The sequence below is a fragment of the Cylindrospermum stagnale PCC 7417 genome, from assembly GCF_000317535.1.
Lineage (GTDB): Bacteria > Cyanobacteriota > Cyanobacteriia > Cyanobacteriales > Nostocaceae > Cylindrospermum > Cylindrospermum stagnale.
Window position 1 is genome coordinate 2,062,501 of record NC_019757.1, and the last position, 18,676, is coordinate 2,081,176.

15 protein-coding genes, 2 tRNA genes, 1 rRNA gene and 2 pseudogenes are annotated in these 18,676 nt (G+C 44.6%); 13 read left to right on the forward strand and 7 right to left on the reverse strand.

Annotation, left to right across the window (positions count from 1 at the left end):
* Positions 1-243: 243 nt before the first annotated feature.
* The 3 genes from CYLST_RS08470 to CYLST_RS08480 form a co-directional block, all read right to left on the reverse strand.
* Positions 244-316 (reverse strand) — tRNA-Ala (locus CYLST_RS08470).
* Between the two features lie 84 nt (positions 317-400).
* Positions 401-474, reverse strand: a tRNA-Ile gene (locus CYLST_RS08475).
* Between the two features lie 119 nt (positions 475-593).
* Positions 594-2,082 (reverse strand): 16S ribosomal RNA (locus CYLST_RS08480).
* A 304-nt stretch (positions 2,083-2,386) separates the two neighbouring features.
* Here CYLST_RS08480 and glyQ point away from each other — a divergent pair.
* A pseudogene (gene glyQ, locus CYLST_RS08485) lies at positions 2,387-3,253 on the forward strand (glycine--tRNA ligase subunit alpha); the annotation flags it as partial.
* Positions 3,254-3,783: 530 nt separating this feature from the next.
* Complete coding sequence (locus CYLST_RS08490; RefSeq protein WP_015207299.1) at positions 3,784-6,165, forward strand: ComEC/Rec2 family competence protein; 2,382 nt, start codon at positions 3,784-3,786, stop codon at positions 6,163-6,165.
* A 191-nt stretch (positions 6,166-6,356) separates the two neighbouring features.
* Here CYLST_RS08490 and CYLST_RS08495 read toward each other — a convergent pair.
* Positions 6,357-6,635, reverse strand: a pseudogene (locus CYLST_RS08495) (ATP-binding cassette domain-containing protein); the annotation flags it as partial.
* A gap of 7 nt (positions 6,636-6,642) precedes the next feature.
* A complete protein-coding gene (locus CYLST_RS35500; protein ID WP_015207300.1) occupies positions 6,643-7,035 on the reverse strand; it encodes a hypothetical protein in 393 nt (130 codons plus the stop codon).
* Between the two features lie 100 nt (positions 7,036-7,135).
* On the opposite strand from CYLST_RS35500, the gene CYLST_RS33215 reads away from it, so the two are divergent.
* From CYLST_RS33215 to lpxD, 3 genes are read left to right on the forward strand one after another with little or no spacing between them, the layout of a single operon-like run.
* Positions 7,136-7,267: a rubredoxin gene (locus CYLST_RS33215; RefSeq protein ID WP_085960767.1), complete on the forward strand. Its 132-nt coding sequence runs from the start codon at positions 7,136-7,138 to the stop codon at positions 7,265-7,267.
* Positions 7,268-7,315: 48 nt separating this feature from the next.
* Positions 7,316-8,593, forward strand: coding sequence for a BaiN/RdsA family NAD(P)/FAD-dependent oxidoreductase (locus tag CYLST_RS08505; RefSeq protein WP_041233520.1), 1,278 nt, complete (start codon positions 7,316-7,318; stop codon positions 8,591-8,593).
* Between the two features lie 9 nt (positions 8,594-8,602).
* Positions 8,603-9,649 (forward strand): UDP-3-O-(3-hydroxymyristoyl)glucosamine N-acyltransferase, encoded by a 1,047-nt coding sequence (lpxD, locus tag CYLST_RS08510; RefSeq protein ID WP_015207302.1) that lies wholly within the window; start codon positions 8,603-8,605, stop codon positions 9,647-9,649.
* 205 nt (positions 9,650-9,854) lie between these two features.
* Here the strand turns inward: lpxD and CYLST_RS08515 are convergent, their stop codons facing one another.
* On the reverse strand, positions 9,855-10,760 hold the full coding sequence (locus CYLST_RS08515) for a CoB--CoM heterodisulfide reductase iron-sulfur subunit B family protein (protein ID WP_015207303.1): 906 nt from the start codon (positions 10,758-10,760) through the stop codon (positions 9,855-9,857).
* 575 nt (positions 10,761-11,335) lie between these two features.
* Here CYLST_RS08515 and acpP point away from each other — a divergent pair.
* The 8 genes from acpP (at position 11,336) to CYLST_RS08555 (ending at position 17,294) form a co-directional block, all read left to right on the forward strand.
* The gene (gene acpP / locus CYLST_RS08520; protein ID WP_015207305.1) at positions 11,336-11,587 is read left to right on the forward strand and encodes an acyl carrier protein; all 252 of its coding nucleotides are present in this window, start codon (positions 11,336-11,338) and stop codon (positions 11,585-11,587) included.
* 173 nt (positions 11,588-11,760) lie between these two features.
* The gene (gene fabF / locus CYLST_RS08525; protein ID WP_015207306.1) at positions 11,761-13,008 is read left to right on the forward strand and encodes a beta-ketoacyl-ACP synthase II; all 1,248 of its coding nucleotides are present in this window, start codon (positions 11,761-11,763) and stop codon (positions 13,006-13,008) included.
* A gap of 60 nt (positions 13,009-13,068) precedes the next feature.
* Entirely contained in the window at positions 13,069-13,248 is a 180-nt protein-coding gene (locus CYLST_RS08530; protein WP_015207307.1) for a hypothetical protein, read from the forward strand.
* A 12-nt stretch (positions 13,249-13,260) separates the two neighbouring features.
* Positions 13,261-15,273, forward strand: coding sequence for a transketolase (gene tkt, locus CYLST_RS08535; protein ID WP_015207308.1), 2,013 nt, complete (start codon positions 13,261-13,263; stop codon positions 15,271-15,273).
* 404 nt (positions 15,274-15,677) lie between these two features.
* Positions 15,678-15,971 (forward strand): hypothetical protein, encoded by a 294-nt coding sequence (locus CYLST_RS08540; RefSeq protein WP_015207309.1) that lies wholly within the window; start codon positions 15,678-15,680, stop codon positions 15,969-15,971.
* 6 nt (positions 15,972-15,977) lie between these two features.
* The gene (locus CYLST_RS08545) at positions 15,978-16,382 is read left to right on the forward strand and encodes a type II toxin-antitoxin system VapC family toxin (protein WP_015207310.1); all 405 of its coding nucleotides are present in this window, start codon (positions 15,978-15,980) and stop codon (positions 16,380-16,382) included.
* A gap of 107 nt (positions 16,383-16,489) precedes the next feature.
* Positions 16,490-17,062, forward strand: coding sequence for a YopA family protein (locus CYLST_RS08550; protein ID WP_041233023.1), 573 nt, complete (start codon positions 16,490-16,492; stop codon positions 17,060-17,062).
* A complete protein-coding gene (locus tag CYLST_RS08555) occupies positions 17,049-17,294 on the forward strand; it encodes a hypothetical protein (RefSeq protein WP_041233024.1) in 246 nt (81 codons plus the stop codon). The genes CYLST_RS08550 and CYLST_RS08555 overlap by 14 nt, the downstream gene beginning before the upstream one ends.
* A gap of 131 nt (positions 17,295-17,425) precedes the next feature.
* Here CYLST_RS08555 and CYLST_RS08560 read toward each other — a convergent pair whose 3' ends face one another.
* The gene (locus CYLST_RS08560; RefSeq protein WP_015207311.1) at positions 17,426-18,583 is read right to left on the reverse strand and encodes a zinc-dependent alcohol dehydrogenase; all 1,158 of its coding nucleotides are present in this window, start codon (positions 18,581-18,583) and stop codon (positions 17,426-17,428) included.
* Positions 18,584-18,676: the final 93 nt, after the last annotated feature.

The window sequence follows — 18,676 nt, forward strand, 5'->3', positions numbered from 1 at the left end:
TCACTTTAAAGCATCCACGAACATGACTTATGTCTGTGTCTGCCTGCAATTTTTTTCGCGTCACTATGCAGTTTTCAAGGTTCTGGCTGGTTTCATTCCCAGCAGTCTGGCATATAAGCCTAGTTGCTGAATTTTCCCCGGTCTACTATCCTACCATACAGTCTAAGATACCACAAAGACTATTTTAACACTTTTTTACTATTTATAGCTGTGTTTATTGAGCTTGGTAACCGTCACACTAGGTGGAGGTTAGCGGACTCGAACCGCTGACATCCTGCTTGCAAAGCAGGCGCTCTACCAACTGAGCTAAACCCCCATCAACAATTAAAAATTAAAAATTAGCAAATAAAGACTTTCCGCCTTTTTAATGCTTAGATTTTAGACTTTTAATTGATTCAGGTGGGCCATCCTGGACTCGAACCAGGGACCTCACCCTTATCAGGGGTGCGCTCTAACCACCTGAGCTAATAGCCCCTAAACGAACCAATCATAGTTTGAAAGCCATCAATAACCATCTGCGACCGACCTTAGGATGACCAACTCAATATCTAATCACTGATTGTTTTCGATATCTGAGTGGGTAGGTCTCCCTAAAAGGAGGTGATCCAGCCACACCTTCCGGTACGGCTACCTTGTTACGACTTCACCCCAGTCACCAGTCCTGCCTTAGGCATCCCCCTCCACAAGGGTTGGGGTAACGACTTCGGGCGTGACCAGCCTCCATGGTGTGACGGGCGGTGTGTACAAGGCCCGGGAACGAATTCACTGCAGTATGCTGACCTGCAATTACTAGCGATTCCTCCTTCACGCAGGCGAGTTGCAGCCTGCGATCTGAACTGAGCTACGGTTTCCGGGATTAGCTTGCTATCGCTAGCTTGCTGCCCTCTGTCCGTAGCATTGTAGTACGTGTGTAGCCCAAGGCGTAAGGGGCATGCTGACTTGACGTCATCCCCACCTTCCTCCGGTTTGTCACCGGCAGTCTCTCTAGAGTGCCCACCCGAAGTGCTGGCAACTAAAAACGAGGGTTGCGCTCGTTGCGGGACTTAACCCAACATCTCACGACACGAGCTGACGACAGCCATGCACCACCTGTGTTCGCGCTCCCGAAGGCACTCTCCCCTTTCAAGGAGATTCGCGACATGTCAAGCCTTGGTAAGGTTCTTCGCGTTGCATCGAATTAAACCACATACTCCACCGCTTGTGCGGGCCCCCGTCAATTCCTTTGAGTTTCACACTTGCGTGCGTACTCCCCAGGCGGGATACTTAACGCGTTAGCTACGGCACTGCTCGGGTCGATACAAGCAACGCCTAGTATCCATCGTTTACGGCTAGGACTACTGGGGTATCTAATCCCATTCGCTCCCCTAGCTTTCGTCCCTCAGTGTCAGTTGCGGCCTAGCAGAGCGCTTTCGCCACCGGTGTTCTTCCTGATATCTACGCATTTCACCGCTACACCAGGAATTCCCTCTGCCCCGAACGCACTCTAGCTATGTAGTTTCCACTGCCTTTACAAGGTTGAGCCTTGCTCTTTAACAGCAGACTTACATAGCCACCTGCGGACGCTTTACGCCCAATCATTCCGGATAACGCTTGCATCCTCCGTATTACCGCGGCTGCTGGCACGGAGTTAGCCGATGCTTATTCCTCAGGTACCTTCATTTTTTTATTCCCTGAGAAAAGAGGTTTACAACCCAAGAGCCTTCCTCCCTCACGCGGTATTGCTCCGTCAGGCTTTCGCCCATTGCGGAAAATTCCCCACTGCTGCCTCCCGTAGGAGTCTGGGCCGTGTCTCAGTCCCAGTGTGGCTGATCATCCTCTCAGACCAGCTACTGATCGTCGCCTTGGTAGGCTTTTACCCCACCAACTAGCTAATCAGACGCGAGCTCCTCTTCAGGCAGTTAACCTTTCACCTCTCGGCACATCCGGTATTAGCCACCGTTTCCAGTGGTTGTCCCAGACCTGAAGGCAGATTCTCACGCGTTACTCACCCGTCCGCCACTATCTCCGAAGAGACCGTTCGACTTGCATGTGTTAAGCATACCGCCAGCGTTCATCCTGAGCCAGGATCAAACTCTCCGTTTTGGTTTGTTTGTTTTAGCTCTTTCAACCGATTCTTACAACCTCGGTCAGGTTATTTTTTACTGACGCAGGCTAGTTGTTTTATACTGGCTTTCAAACTATAATATTTTCAAGGTTCGGTTCCTTCCGGCGCCGCTCTGTCGCGCTCGCTTTTCAGGCACTCATCTAATATAGCGAGCACACAATCTTTTGTCAACTCTTTTTCCAAAATAATTTTGGAACCATTTTTGCACTGACTAAAATCCTTATAGTGCTGGGTTTAGGCAACAATGGTTTATGCATTGTGCTGACTAAGGAATAGTAGAGCGTGAATTTTCAGTCGGTAATAGCTATATTGCATCAGTTTTGGGGCGATCGCGGTTGCTTGATCGCCCAGCCTTACGATATGGAGAAAGGCGCAGGCACGAAGAATCCCCATAGTTTTTTAAGGGCGCTGGGGCCAGAACCGTGGGCTGTGGCTTATGTTGAACCTTGCCGTCGCCCGACGGATGGACGCTACGGCGAAAATCCTAATCGTTTCCAGCACTACTACCAGTACCAAGTCCTGATTAAGCCTTCGCCAGATAATATCCAGGAGATTTATCTGGATTCTTTGAGGGGTTTAGGCATTCGTCCGGAGGATCACGATATTCGTTTTGTCGAGGACAACTGGGAAGATGCGACGGTGGGAGCTTGGGGTACTGGCTGGGAAGTCTGGTTAGATGGTATGGAAATTACTCAATTTACTTACTTCCAGCAGTGTGGGGGAATTGATTGTCGTCCTGTGTCTATTGAGATTACATACGGATTGGAGCGATTAGCGATGTATCTCCAACAAGTGGAAGCAATTACTAAGATCCAGTGGACAGACTACATTACATATGGTGATGTTCATCTCCAGGGGGAGATTGAACAGTGTACCTACAACTTTGAAGCGTCGAACCCGGAGATGCTGTTGACCTTGTTTAATTTATATGAGCAAGAAGCTACGCAATTGACGGAACGAGGATTGGTGTTACCAAGTTTGGACTACGTAATCAAGTGTTCTCACGCTTTTAATTTGTTGGATGCAGCAGGTGTAATTTCAGTTACGGAGAGGACTCGTTACATTGCCCGGATTAGGCATTTGGCAAGGAAGGTGGCTCATTTATATGTTGAGCAAAGGGAGAAGTTGGGTTTCCCATTGCTTAAAAATTTACAACCAGTCACACAACCAACTGTTTTGCCACTCGTTGTAGCAACAATTTCACGAAAACCTATTTCAAAACCAACAGAGAAATTCCATTACGGCTATATTATTGATTTGCTGTTGTGGATTCCAATTGCCTCTTATGTTATTTGGGTAATTCTCTCATTGCTTTGGTAATAAATCTCCTATGTCAAAAGATGCTCTGCATCTAGACATTCGTTACCAGGATCGGCCTGGTAACGAGATAGAATTTATACGGTATCAACAATGGTGTGCGTCAGATGGTAAATATAAGTGAAGTTTTAGAACCGATCACGGCTTGGATTCCTTCTTTTGGAATCTCTAAAGCGATTCTGCATTAGAGACATCCATTAATGATGCTGCTGTTACCAAAGAAGAAATGTGATGAATTGCATTTCTAGTAGATAGCTAACAAAGTCTGCTAAAGCAGGCTAAATGTTCATAAAGTTGGCCTGTGCGGACTTAGCCTGCATAACTGCGAATTATATTCGCCAGTTACTTTGACAAAAAATTTTATGATTCAGACGAGTGGTGTGATTATTTGTCTTGGCTATATTTTGGGGCTGCTGTTTTCAGCAATTCCCTGGGGTGGGATGTGGATTGTAATTTTGGGGATAGTGATGGCAGTTTTGTCTCACAGACGCCAAAGTATTTTGCGGCAAGTTGCTCAGAAACGAGAAAATGCTGTTACTAAAACTAAGGCAGGAGCTAATACATGGCAAAGTCTTCCCTATCCTAAAATATTGCTTGTTGCTGGTTTGGTGGGGCTGTTGGCAACTCTGTATTTTCAATTGCGGGTGCCACGACCGGGAGTAAAAGACATTAGTACATTTGTACCCTCTGGAAAAAACACTAATCAAGAACAATTAGTCATAGTGCGTGGTGAAGTGGTGAGTAATCCCCGCTTGACTCGCAGCCAGCGGGGACAATTTTGGCTGCAAGTGACTCAGATGGATGAGGTCAAAAATGATCAAGTCCCAGCAGGTGTACCAAAAGGGGCAACGGGTAAATTGTATGTGACGGTGCCTATACTTCAGGCTACTGGGTTATACCCTAGTCAACAAATAGCTGTGACCGGGGTTTTGTATAAACCAAAGGTGGCATCAAATCCTGGCGCTTTTGATTTTCAGAAGTTTCTCAAGCAGGAAGGCACTTATGCTGGTTTGATAGGACAACAGGTAAATGTGCTGGATGAAGACCGTCAATGGGGATGGTGGCAAGTTCGGGAGCGGATTGTACGATCCCAAGTTCGTTGGTTGGGTATACCGCAAGGACCACTTGTTAGTGCAATGGTTTTGGGCAGCAAAGCTGTTGATTTACCCTACGATATCCGCGACTTATTTATCAAAGCGGGATTAGCTCATGCTTTGGCAGCTTCCGGTTTTCAAACTTCTTTGATTTTGAGTGTAATACTACAGCTGACAAGACGGGCAAAAAAGGGGATGCAAATTACCCTCGCTTCGTTGGCTTTAATTATTTTCCTTGGTTTAACAGGTTTCCAGCCTGCGGTTCTCAGAGCTGTAATTATGGGTTTTGCGGCATTAATTGGTCTAGCATTGCAAAGAAAGGTAAAACAGTTGGGGTCATTGCTGCTGGCAGCGACATTGTTGTTGCTGTTTAACCCTTTATGGATTTGGGACTTAGGCTTTCAACTGAGTTTTTTAGCAACGCTGGGATTAATTGTGACGGTACCGCCGATTATTCAACGCTTGAGTTGGTTACCCCCGGCGATCGCTTCTTTGATTGCTGTACCCTTGGCGGCAACAATTTGGACTTTACCCTTGCAGCTTTCTGTTTTTGGAGTTGTGCCAACTTACAGCTTGCTACTAAATATCCTGAGTACACCATTGATCTCAATTATTAGTATAGGTGGAATTATCAGTGCGATCGCAGCATTAATTTTGCCAGAAGCTGGAAGCTTTTTGGCTGGGGTGTTGTATTACCCTACTAATTGGCTAATTCAGCTAGTGGAATTTGTTAGTAATTTACCAGGGAACTTGGTTGCGGTCGGTAGCATATCAATTTGGCAGATGCTGGCGATTTATACACTGATGATATTGGCTTGGCTGGTGCGTTGGTGGCAGAAACGGTGGGGTTTTGCTGGGTTACTTGCCATGGCTTTGGTACTGATTCCAGTTTGGCATTCTGCTAACACGTTATTCAGGATAACAGTATTAGCCGCCGGCGCAGAACCAGTTTTGGTGATTCAAGATCAAGGGACTATCACTCTAATTAATAGCGGAGATGAAAATACTGGCCGCTTCACAATCCTACCGTTTTTGCAACAACAGGGCGTAAATCAAATCGATTGGGCGATTGCCAGTAAATTTTCAGGTAATGAAAATGATGCTTGGGTGGAACTCCTGCGACGGTTACCGATTAAAAATTTTTATAAATATTCTCGCAATCCAGAAAATACCCCGGAATCTCAGGCAATTCAACAGGAACTGCAAAAGCATCAAGGAGTCTACCAATCTTTGACACTTGGTCAAACTGTGAATGCTGGTTCGATAATTGCCCAATTCGTCAACAATCAATTACCCATCTTACAATTGCAAGTTTTTGATCAGAATTGGTTATTAGTCGGTAATGTCAAGTCTCAAGAGATAACACAGCTAGTTAAGACAGGGACTTTGTCTCGTCCACAAGTGCTGTGGTGTGCCTCTGAGTCTTTGAAAGATTTAGTTTTGGCTCTGCGACCACAGGTGGTGATCGGCACTGGCACATCTTCGAGGAATAGTTCTTCTGCCAACTTTGACCAAAAAACTTTGTCGGAACTGAGTAAAGCAAATATAAAAGTATTCTTCACCGGCAAAAATGGGGCAATCCAATGGACGCCCAATGGTGAGTTTGAAACGTTCATCCAGGTAACAGAAAACAAGTCTTCAGTCTTGTAACGTTTTTGCCGCTTCTATTCAGTAGTGCCAGCTGTTGGATCACAGAAACCCTGCTTTATATCCCACCTTCCGCACCCCCCATTGTTACAATCCGTTTATTCCGACTTTCTTAAGTGGATGCTAATTACCTGTAATCTGCTGGATCAGCAGTTTAATAGCTGAAGAGCCGGTTTTTGGCGCTAAAATAGGAGTTAGGCTACTAGTTCTTTCGCAAGATGACCATCTTCCATATGAAGGATACAGTCAGCAATATCCAAAATGCGATTGTCGTGGGTTACAAGCAAGATGGTACAACCTTGTTCTTTAGTCAAATGCTGCATTAGTTCTACAACCTCTCGACCAGTCTTACTGTCTAACGCAGCAGTTGGTTCATCGGCTAAAACTAATTGGGGACGACTCACCAAAGCACGAGCGATCGCTACCCGCTGTTTTTGTCCTCCGGAGAGATTACTAAGGTAATAGTTAATTCGTATCCGCTCAATAGTTCGGGGGAGGGAGTTGTTCGGGCATCCATGACCAACCCAAGGGATTGAGAGCAGATTTTTCGCGAATAATAGTCTCCAAAAATGGAATCTTCCCAACCTGAGAAATGCGGTCACGCACATACTCAAAAAAGCTGATTCCCAACTTACGATTTTTGTTCTTGGCTTTTATCTCTGGCTGCCCTTGTTCTCCCTTTAATCGGTTATTTTCATCCCGCAGGTGTTGATTCTCTGATTCTAAGCCTTTTACTTTTAATTGTAATTGCTCTATTAGGTTCAGTAATACCTCTACTGTCTGACGCATGGATTCGTCTGCAATCCCTTTTGGCTCGATGGTTTGCAGCAAATCGCATACTGATTTTTCATTTGAAATAAGCTTTTGCGTCATATTGCATATTTTATGACACTGTGTGTGCATCGCTTCACTTATTTTCTTCTGCAACCCCTACTTATTGAGCCGATACCTTTCTTTTGTAACTTTCGGATAAATTAACGAACTTGCTTCATTCCAGCCAACGAAGGAATATTCAAGGGGCACAGCCTTTGAAGACATACCAGAAGATTGGGTGTGTTTGGTTTGTGATGCGAAAAGAGATAAATTTCAACTAGTGGAAGTGTGAAAATAACGGCTAGCCTAGAGGGTAGGTGCTATTGAGATATTTTTGAACTTGTTACCGTTAAACATTGTAGTTATTGGGGGTGGAGCAGCGGGATTTTTTGGCGCGATCGCTTGCGCTCAAGCTAACCCTGATGCCCACGTCACGTTACTCGAAGCCAGTCGCCAACCATTAGCGAAAGTACTGATTTCTGGTGGGGGGCGCTGTAACGTCACTCATGCTTGCTTTGAACCAGAGAGTTTGGTGCAAAATTACCCCAGAGGCGCAAACGCTTTGCGGGGTGCGTTCACTCGCTTTCAAGCTAAAGATACAGCAGCTTGGTTTGCGGCTCAGGGAGTATATCTGAACATTGAAGCTGATGGACGGATGTTTCCTGTGACAAATACTTCAGAAACAATTGTGGAATGTTTGATCAAAACTGCGGCCACGGCTGGGGTAGAACTTCGTATTGGGACACCTGTAGTCTCAGTAAAACGAAAATTATCTCCGCAAGAGTCGGGGAAAGAAGAGGGATTTGAGATTATTCTCAAGTCGGGAGAGACGAAAAATTGCGATTGCCTACTTCTTGCCACGGGTAGTAGCCTGATAGGTTATAAAATCGCTAGGGAGTTAGGTCATCAAATTGAACCACCTGTCCCTTCCTTATTTACCTTTAACATTCCCGAATCGACCCTGCGGGCGTTGGCGGGAATTAGTGTGAACCCTGTGCAGTTACGGTTGTTTGCGGGCGGAAAAACCCCACTCCAACAAACAGGGCCTTTGCTAATTACCCACTGGGGTTTGAGTGGCCCAGCTGTGCTCAAGCTTTCTGCTTGGGGTGCGAGAGTTTTGCATGATAGCCATTATCAAGCCAAATTATTGATCAATTGGTTGCCTGATTTGCAGCAAGAACAGGTGCGGAAAAAATTATTAGCAGTGAAGCAAGAATGGCCCCAAAAAGCGATCGCCTTACATCGCGGCATTGATCTACCCCATCGCCTCTGGCAATATATGGTCGCTCGTTCAGATATTACCACAGAAGACCGTTGGGCTGGACTTCCTCACAAAAAGTTAAATCAGCTGGTGCTGGAACTCACCCAAGGGGAATACTTAATTAATGGCAAAGGAGCCTTTAAAGAAGAGTTTGTCACCTGTGGCGGTGTCAAACTCAAAGAAGTTGACTTCAAAACAATGGAAAGTCGCTTAGTTCCTGGTCTGTACTTTGCTGGAGAAATATTAGATATTGATGGCGTTACTGGCGGTTTTAACTTCCAAAGTGCTTGGACAACCGCCTATTTAGCTGGAAAGGCTATGGGAACTACAGATTCAGGCAAAAATACGCAGAGATAGCTCTAAATCATGAAATTCAGCGAAATCATTAACCTATTGGGCGACACCGCCACTAACCACAGCCTCACCGCTAACCCAGGCTACGACCCAGATATTAACGGAGTAGCGCCCTTGGATGCAGCTAGCAATGGCAGTCTCAGTTATATAGAAGGAGCAAAATTTGCCTCGTTTGTTAGCCAGACGAACGCTAGTGCTTTAATTTTGCCCCAAGACGAAGAATTACAGGTACTGGCACAAGAAAGAGGTATTGTTTGGATAGCGACCCCGGAACCACGATTATTGTTTGCCCAGGCGATCGCTCTTTTCTATCAACCATATCGCCCAGCACCATCCATTCATCCCAGTGCTGTGATTCACCCGACGGCGAAAATTGGTAGTGATGTTTATATTGGTGCCCATGTTGTGATTCAGCCAGAGGTGGAGATTGGCAATAATGTAATTATTCATCCCAACGTGGTGATTTATCCAGATGCCAAAATTGGCGATCGCACTACCTTACATGCTAACTGCACCATCCAAGAACGCACCCGCATTGGTGCAGATTGTGTAATTCACAGTGGTGCCGTCATTGGTGCCGAAGGCTTCGGCTTTGTGCCTACCCGTAGTGGTTGGTTCAAAATGGAACAATCTGGCTACACAGTCTTAGAAGATGGCGTAGAAGTTGGCTGCAACAGTACCATTGACCGCCCAGCCGTTGGTGAAACACGGGTAGGTCGCAATACCAAAATCGATAATTTAGTACAAGTAGGACACGGCTGCCAAATAGGTGCTGGTTGTGCAATGGCCGCACAGGTGGGATTGGCAGGAGGTGTAAAAGTAGGGAATCGGGTAATCCTAGCTGGACAAGTAGGAGTTGCCAATCAGGTTAAAATAGGCGATGGTGCGATCGCATCGGCGCAAGCTGGAATTCACAACAATATAGGGCCAGGAGAGATTGTTTCCGGTAGTCCAGCAGTTTCTCACAAACTATATCTCAAAATATCTGCTGTTTATAGCCGCCTACCATCCATGTATCAAACCCTAAAACAATTGCAACGCCAACTAGGCCAAAAGTGAAGGGGTTTTTCCTTCAATCCAAAATTCAAAATCTAAATCTGGCAAGTTCAACTGCTATACCAAGTAAAGTCTAACTAAATTAAGCTCTCGTAGCCTGAGTGTTAATCATAGTTACGAGAGCATCTTGTTTGAGCCGTCAATTTTCTCAAATGAGATATCAAGAAGCATCTTGCCAGCCTACTCTGCTGAGTTGATGATTCAACCACTAAAATCCTAATTTTTCTAACACTGGCTTAGTAGAAACAATGTGGCGTTCTAAACCTAAGTCTTTAGGGCTGACCCCTAGTGCTAAAGCAATTAACTGAGGTAAATGCAACACTGGTAAACCTAGCTTTTGACCGATAACCTTTTCCACCTCTGGTTGACGAGAATCTAAATTTAAATGACACAAAGGACAAGGGGTGACAATACAATCAGCGCCAGTTGTCAAGGCTTCTTGAATGTGCATGCCTGCCATTTTAAAAGATTGGGTAGTGGCGTAGCTAGACAAAGGCCAACCGCAACATTGTGTACGACCACGGTAATAAATTGGTGTTGCACCTACTGCACGAAACACGTTTTCCATCGCTTCCGGTTGAAAAGGGTCGTCATAGGGTATAGACTTTTGGGCACGGAGGAGATAGCAGCCATAAAAAGCAGCACATTTTAACCCAGTCAACTTACGGGTGACACGTTTGGTAATTTCCTCTATACCGTAATCTGCCACTAGAGCATAGAGGAGATGTTTAACCTCAGTACTCCCACGATAAGGTACACAGCCTTCTTTGTGCAGCAAACCATTAACCTGCTCAATGTAGGCGGGATTGCTTGACCGGCATTCTTTCAGGCGTTCATCAACATGACCGATAACACCCTGACAAGTACTGCAATGGGTCAGTAGGGGCAGATTTAATTCTTCTGCTAGGGCAATATTCCTAGCGTTGACCGTATCTTCCAACAGTTGGGAATCTTCTTTAAACGTACCTGAACCGCAGCAAGCAGCTTTTTTCAGTTCAACTAATTGAATGCCCAATGCTTGGGTGAGGGCCTGAGTTGAGAGGTAAAGTTCCCTGCAAGCACCTTGAGCTACACAGCCAGGGAAGTAAGCGTATTTCAGTGTCTGAGATAGCATAGAAATATATTTGAGTAGGGCAACTGCCCTGACAATAACTGTTTTATCATTCTTTGTAATTGGCTCTACCGAATTTATTGATGCTAATTAAAGCTAAATTAGTGTAGAGCCATTGTCTTGTAAGGCTTACGTCGCTTTTTTCAATTTTAATCCTTACAGGAATTTTGAATGCGGTTTGGCATAAAGGGAGCGATAGAACCTGTTAGTTTTATTGGCATAGTTGTGAAAACCCGATTGAGACATTTTGGAGAACAGAAAGCATTGAGCGGTATATGCGATGGCGCAAAGCGCACTCTTTAGCCGACAAACACCAGATTGGGTTCTGTTACCCTATTCCTGGGAGGAATCGGTGTTAAAGTTTGCTGAACGAAAACTATTCGGCAATACGCTCCCGACCGCTGTGCCCAAATTCGGCTTTACCTCATTCCATCGAGCATTCAGACCAACACTGAGCCAAACTTCTTTTGGGGCTGGGGCATATACGGACGATCACGCTTTCCGATAAGATGTATATGCTCAAAACAACATTGCCAATTAAGAGCAAATCATAGCAACTCAATTAAGGACTTTTATCTATGAGCCAAGCAGATATTTTTGAAAGGGTAAAGAAAATCGTCGTCGAGCAATTGGACGTTAAGCCGGAACAAGTCGTACCAGACGGCAGTTTTACAAATGATTTAGGGGCTGATTCCTTAGATATCGTAGAACTGGTAATGGCTTTGGAAGAAGAATTTGAGATCGAAATTCCTGACGAAGCCGCCGAAAAGATTTTAACGGTCCAAGAGGTAGTGGATTACATCAACCATAACGTTGCCGCATCCGCCTAAAAAATTGCCTGGTCATGAGTGCTGAGTGCTGAGTTTATAGACTCTACTAGGCTTTTCTCGGAAAAGCACCAAGCATAATTTATCAAACAAACAGTAAACTCTTGACTCAGGACTTGAAACTCAGCACTCGTGATTATTTTGCTTGCAGCTTTCTCGCCACCTTTAACTAAGTCATGACAGATTATAAACGTAACCGCGTTGTTGTAACTGGTGTTGGCGCGATCACACCTATTGGCAACACAGCAGCTGAATATTGGGACGGATTGTTAAGTGGACGTAACGGCATTGACTACATCACTTTATTTGATGCGTCTGTCCATGATTGCCGCATTGCTGGTGAAGTGAAAAACTTCGATCCATGTAATTATATGGAGCGCAAAGAAGCCAAGCGTGCGGATCGGTTTGCCCAATTTGGGATTGCGGCTGCAAAACAGGCTGTAGAGGACGCGCAGTTGGTCATCAATGACCTAAATGCAGAACAGATAGGTGTCATCATCGGTTCTGGGGTTGGCGGCATTAAGGTTTTAGAAGACCAGCAAACTATCTACTTAAACCGCGGACCCGATCGCTGTAGCCCATTCATGATCCCGATGATGATCCCCAATATGGCAGCAGGATTAACAGCAATTCACACTGGTGCTAAAGGCCCAAATTCCTGCTCTGTGACAGCCTGTGCCGCTGGTTCTAACGCCATAGGAGATGCGTTTCGCCTAATTCAAGGGGGATATGCCCAGGCGATGATTTGCGGGGGGTGTGAGGCGGCAGTTACACCCTTGTCTGTGGCCGGATTTGCCGCAGCGCGAGCGCTTTCAACTCGCAATGACCCCGCTAATGCTTGTCGTCCCTTTGATCGGGATCGCGACGGATTTGTCATGGGTGAAGGTGGGGGAATTTTGATTCTCGAAGAATTGCAACACGCCATTAGTCGTGGCGCTCGCATTTATGCTGAAATGGTTGGCTATGGCATGACCTGTGACGCTTACCATATTACCTCCCCAGTACCCGGTGGTATAGGAGCTACTAGAGCCATGGAACTGGCACTCAAGGATGGGGAACTCACACCAGAAATGGTAAGCTACATCAATGCTCATGGTACTAGCACCCCAGCTAATGATTCAACGGAAACCGCAGCAATTAAAAAAGCTTTGGGAGAATCTGCCTATCATGTGGCAATCAGTTCCACCAAATCGATGACTGGTCATCTTTTGGGAGGTTCTGGAGGCATTGAAGCCGTAGCCACTGTATTGGCGATCGCCAATGATCAAATTCCACCAACAATCAATCTGGAAAATCCTGACTCGCTGTGTGACCTAGATTATGTGCCCCATACTAGCCGCGCTCAACTCGTAGAGGTGGCGCTATCCAATTCTTTTGGGTTTGGCGGTCACAATGTCACGCTAGCCTTTAAGAAGTACCTCTAAAAACACCAATTTTGCTGCTGGTCAGCTCTTCTTTTACCAGAGGAGAGGAAAGTATGATAGATGTCATTCCGTGCTGAACTCTTAGTTCAGCATGACCAAATTAATAGCTTTATTGATCACCAGAAACTCAGAAGATCCCGCTTGTCCATCAACAATCGGGAATGGGATGATGAAGATATTGGGGAAATCTCAAATGACCCCAGTCAGAAAAAGCTACTCATAGTGCTAACCCGTCGTTAAGAACAAGAGATTATGGCAGTTGCAACCCAATCCCTCGAAGAACTTTGTATTAACTCGATCCGCTTCTTGGCTGTTGACGCCATAGAAAAGTCAAAATCGGGACATCCTGGACTGCCAATGGGCGCGGCTCCGATGGCTTTTGTACTTTGGGATAAATTTATGCGGTTTAACCCCAAAAATCCCCAATGGTTTAATCGCGATCGCTTCGTCTTGTCTGCTGGTCACGGCTGTATGTTGCAGTACGCCTTGCTGTACCTGACAGGCTACGATAGCGTCACCATCGACGACATTAAGCAATTCCGTCAATGGGGTTCTAAAACTCCCGGACACCCAGAAAACTTTGAAACACCAGGTGTAGAAGTAACCACAGGCCCCTTGGGTCAGGGAATTGCCAATGCCGTCGGTTTAGCGATCGCCGAAGCCCATCTCGCTGCTAAGTTCAACAAACCCGATGCCAAGTTAGTTGACCACTACACCTATGTAATTGTCGGTGATGGTTGCAACATGGAAGGCGTTTCTGGTGAAGCTGCTTCTTTCGCAGGGCATTTGGGATTAGGTAAACTCATTGCTCTCTACGACGATAACCACATCTCCATCGATGGTTCTACAGATGTAGCATTCACCGAAGATGTTTCCAAGCGATTTGAAGCATACGGTTGGCACGTCCTCCATGTCGAAGATGGCAATACCGATTTAGCAGCAATTGAAAAAGCGATCGCCGCAGCCAAAGCCGTCACCGACAAACCAACCCTAATTAAGGTAACAACCACCATTGGTTACGGTTCCCCCAACAAGCAAAACACCGCTGGTATTCACGGTGCAGCCTTGGGTCCAGACGAAACAGCATTAACTCGTCAAAACTTGGGTTGGCAACACGGGCCTTTTGAAGTTCCTCAAGATGCCCTCAACCACACACGCAAAGCAGTAGAACGCGGCGCAGGCTACGAAAGCGACTGGAACAAGACTTTTGCTGACTACAAAGCTAAATATCCCCAAGAAGCGGCTGAATTTGAGCGTCTTCTTAGCAGCAAACTACCTGACGGTTGGGATAAAGTACTACCCACCTACACCGCCGAAGACAAAGCACTACCCACCCGCAAACACTCAGAAACCTGCCTCAACAAACTAGCTCAAGTTTTACCTGAGTTAATTGGTGGTTCTGCTGACTTAACCCACTCCAACCTGACTGAAATCAAGGGCTTTGGCGACTTTCAGAAAGGACAATACCAAAATCGCAACATCCACTTTGGTGTGCGGGAACATGGTATGGGCGCAATCTGTAATGGTATAGCGTTGCATAATTCGGGATTAATTCCCTACGGTGCGACTTTCCTAATCTTCACAGATTATATGCGTGCTGCTATTCGTTTAGCCGCTTTGTCTCAAGCAGGCTCGATTTGGGTAATGACCCACGACTCCATTGGTCAAGGTGAAGATGGCCCCACCCACCAACCAATTGAAACGCTAGCTTCCCTGCGAGCCATTCCTGACCTCACTGTAATTCGCCCCGCAGACGGAACCGAAACCTCCGGCGCTTACAAAGTGGCAATTGAAAAGGCCAGCCAAAATGCTTCCACTCTGTTGGCATTCAGCCGCCAAAACGTCCCTAACTTAACAGGTACATCTATTGAAGGCGTGACTAAGGGTGGATACATTCTGGTAGATAGCCAAGGTACACCAGATATCATCCTCATTGGAACTGGTTCAGAGTTGAGCCTAGCTGTCACCGCAGCTGAGAAACTGACAGCGGAAGGTAAGAAAGTCCGTGTTGTCTCCCTACCTTCAACCACTTTGTTTGACAAACAAGATGCAGCTTATAGAGAGTCTGTTCTACCTAAAGCTGTCACCAAGCGTCTGTCTGTAGAAGCTGCTAGCAGTTACGGTTGGCACAAGTATGTAGGCACTGAAGGCGACACCGTGAGTATCGATACCTTTGGTGCTTCGGCTCCAGGTGGTACTTGTCTGGAGAAGTTTGGTTTCACTGTTGAGAATGTGTTAGCTAAAGCTAAGGCATTGTTGGGTTAATAGCAACATAATATCTCTGATGTTTTTTATGGGGTGGGCTGAAAGGCTCGCCCTTTTTTTAACGCAAAGGGGCGCTGAGGGAAGCGCGGAGGTTCGCTAAGGAGGATTGTTTATAATTGGGGTAATTGGTTGATGGATGAGGGGGAGTTATGGAGGAGGTTTCAAGGGAGAAAGATGAACTTCTAGCCCGGATTACAAGAATAGTAGAATATTTGATAAAGAGAAGCCGCCCAGAACTGAAGTTCAGGGCTAATAGCTAAAGTCCGTTTCAACGGACTGGAAATTTATTTTAGTCGTCTTTAGACGACTTTCGCTATTAGACTCAGAATTGATTCTGAGGCGGTCTAGATGAGAATGAAAAAGCCCTGTTTGATAAACAACTGGTTGATAGTACTGGAGAAATTATGCAAGAAGTTTCGGGCAAAAGGGATATCGCGATCGCACGGTTATCAAAAATCGTTGATAAGTTGATTCAAGAAAATAAACTTTATCAAGAAAGATTAGATAAAGAAGAAATGATTCAACGTTTAGTTAAATTGTTGGATAAGTTTTCCCCAGAATTTATAAATGCTATTTCTGACGGTGAATTAACCAAAAGAATTGACAGTATTTTGGTAATTGAGGCTATTTCTGGGACGTTAAATGATTTAACACCAGAGCAAATGGAGAAGTTTGAATCAGCAGTAAAAAGGAGATAAGAATCAATGGGTTATCTCCTGGACACAAATATATTAACGCCTATTTTGAAGAAGAATCAAAAAATAAATACCAAATTAGAGGAAGTACGTTTTTTAGGAGAGGATGTATTTATAAGTTGTATAACCTATTTTGAATCAAAAAGAGGATTGCTTCATGCAAATGCTACGAGGCAGATATCTGAATTAGATGAATTTTGCCGAATATACAGAGTTTTATTTTTAGATGATTTAGAAACTATAGAAAAAGCCTGCGAAATTCATGCGTATTTAAAAAGAAAAGGCAGGAAAATACAAGAGGCTGATGTATTGATAGCAGCGACAGCAATTGTACGCGGTTTGGTTTTAGTTTCAGATGATTCTGATTTGTTAAGAGTTGAGGGACTTAATTTAGAAAATTGGTTAAGGGAATAATCTTGAATTTTGCGTAATTTTACTGAAGTTAAAAGTTGCCTAACAGAATTAGCGTATTTTCAGTAAGCAACAGCAATATTTTCTTCAGTAAAAGGAATAAAGTCTCAATGGTATCTTCGGAAGACATTTATCAACAATATCCCTCTGCAATTGAACCAATTTACTGGACTGGAAAACCTAACGAACCTATCAATCAAGATATCGAACTTTATTCATGCTCATTGGAAATTGTTCAAGAAGGAAATACATATACGGAGCATGGAAAGGTTTACTTTAAATGGTTGCCTTATCCCGATATAAAGTTTGAATTTTCAAATTCTATTAGTTCGCCTTTACCAATTTTAGGTAAAGAAATCTCCTTAAATATTACAGAAATTGGAGCTTCTGCAAAAGGGTTTCTTTCGAGACTTTACAAGATTTCAGGTGTTGTAGATAACCCTGTCGTGTTAGATTCGGGACATAATTTATCATATATACTGTTTCACCTGACCAACTTTCACGAATTTACTGGATCTTATGTATCAACCAAAAACAAAGAATGGTGTAAAAGGCTGACATTAGAAGCTGAGGGTTGGAGAGTTTCCATTGATAGCGTAGGAAACCTTCAAAATATTATGGAGTTCTTGCAATCACAGGGAGGCTATGCCATAACTCATGTAGGAAAACTTGAACGTTCTTGACGGCGTACAAGCTTTAACAGAAATACGTAATGCAATCGTTCATTCTAATCCGAAAAAACGTCAAAAAGTTCTTAACCGCGCCTTTGAGGAACAAAGAGAGGCTTATGAACTTGGATTATGGTATTTAGAACTTATTCTGTTAAACCTTTTTGAATATAAAGGCGAATACTGGAACCGTATAGCAAAAAAGCAACGGTATGAGGACTATATTGAAAATGTTCCTTGGAGTTAAACATTAATTGCGATCGCTTTCATCATGAAGAAACAAACCGCAAAGAACGCAAAGGACACAAAGGAAGAAGGGTTTGAGAGAGTTTTTGCGTCAGTCCTGATTAATTGCGATCGCTATGCGGGTGCTGTTACTCACAGCACAGCCACACCCTTGATATAGTCAGGGTTTTGATGGTCACTGACAAAAGCCTGAGGGACATCTGCGAGAGATTCATAACGGTGAGTAATCAACGACCCAACATTTATCTGCTTGGATTCGAGCAAATCTAGCGCTTTTTGATATGTGAGCGTTTTACCCTGAGAATCAAAACCGCCTGATGCACCTGTAGCAGTCACCAAGGTCGGCTCTATAAACTGTAAATTGTTCAGTACACTCACATCGGCCCCTGCATGACCATAGCCATAAAGTAAAATCGTCGCCTGCTTACGAATCAAGCCAGGGATAGAATTGAACACCGAACCTGCACCAGACGCATCAATCAGATACTCTACTCGTCGTCCGTTAGTTTTTTCTTCTACTACTTCAGCTAAATCATCCACTAATGGATCAATCGCTACCGCACCAAAGCCTGTAGCCAACTCTCGCCTAAATGCGTTTGGTTCGCTTACCAACAGCAAACCATCATATTGAAGAACATTTCGGAGATACTGGATAAACATCAATCCTGCTGGCCCTCCCCCACAAATCAGAATTGATTTAACGCTACGGTCAATTTCTTCAGCACCAATTGCGTAACGAGTGCGAGAGCGAATAACTCTGTCTGAAGCATGAATTACACAACCTAGTGGTTCTGTTAAAGCGGCTTCCACTCGGTCTAAGTCTGAATTAATAGGTATGAGATTGACAGCAGGAAGTGCGATGTATTCAGCCAAACCCCCCGGTAAACCAGTAATACCATGCTCAGTGTAAAACTGACATTGGTGTGAATCTCCCGTAGCACAGTATTCACACAGTGGCTTCTTCTGCTTACTAAAGCAGTTTAATCCTTGATCTAAAACTACGCGATCGCCTATTTGTAAATCTTCGACCTCCTCTCCAACCTCTGCAACCACTCCCACAATTTCATGGCCGAGAATCTGCGGTTGCTCTACTAGCGGAATCGGTCTTCCTCGTTTATCTGTGTTGTAATTAGCTTCTCCTGAAAAAATATGGAAGTCTGAGCCACACAATCCTACTGCTTGTACCTTGACTAAAACATTGTGTGAGTTGACTGCTGGAATCGGAAATTGTTTTAATTCAAGCTTGGTTATATCGCTTAATAATAACCCTTGCATTGTTGTTGAATTCATAAGTCTGGGAGGATATCTATAAAATAAAAGTAAAATTGACAGCACTGAGCATCTGTGCTAACTATCATCATTTCCCCAACTAATTATGCCATA

What these genes read in the sequence shown, in the direction of transcription:
- CYLST_RS08490 (WP_015207299.1), top strand. Translation starts at nt 3,784, where the DNA reads ATGATTCAGACGAGTGGTGTGATTATTTGTCTTGGCTATATTTTGGGG.
- CYLST_RS35500 (WP_015207300.1), bottom strand. Translation starts at nt 7,035, where the DNA reads ATGACGCAAAAGCTTATTTCAAATGAAAAATCAGTATGCGATTTGCTG.
- lpxD (WP_015207302.1), top strand. Translation starts at nt 8,603, where the DNA reads ATGAAATTCAGCGAAATCATTAACCTATTGGGCGACACCGCCACTAAC.
- CYLST_RS08515 (WP_015207303.1), bottom strand. Translation starts at nt 10,760, where the DNA reads ATGCTATCTCAGACACTGAAATACGCTTACTTCCCTGGCTGTGTAGCT.
- acpP (WP_015207305.1), top strand. Translation starts at nt 11,336, where the DNA reads ATGAGCCAAGCAGATATTTTTGAAAGGGTAAAGAAAATCGTCGTCGAG.
- fabF (WP_015207306.1), top strand. Translation starts at nt 11,761, where the DNA reads ATGACAGATTATAAACGTAACCGCGTTGTTGTAACTGGTGTTGGCGCG.
- CYLST_RS08530 (WP_015207307.1), top strand. Translation starts at nt 13,069, where the DNA reads ATGTCATTCCGTGCTGAACTCTTAGTTCAGCATGACCAAATTAATAGC.
- tkt (WP_015207308.1), top strand. Translation starts at nt 13,261, where the DNA reads ATGGCAGTTGCAACCCAATCCCTCGAAGAACTTTGTATTAACTCGATC.
- CYLST_RS08540 (WP_015207309.1), top strand. Translation starts at nt 15,678, where the DNA reads ATGCAAGAAGTTTCGGGCAAAAGGGATATCGCGATCGCACGGTTATCA.
- CYLST_RS08545 (WP_015207310.1), top strand. Translation starts at nt 15,978, where the DNA reads ATGGGTTATCTCCTGGACACAAATATATTAACGCCTATTTTGAAGAAG.
- CYLST_RS08550 (WP_041233023.1), top strand. Translation starts at nt 16,490, where the DNA reads ATGGTATCTTCGGAAGACATTTATCAACAATATCCCTCTGCAATTGAA.
- CYLST_RS08560 (WP_015207311.1), bottom strand. Translation starts at nt 18,583, where the DNA reads ATGAATTCAACAACAATGCAAGGGTTATTATTAAGCGATATAACCAAG.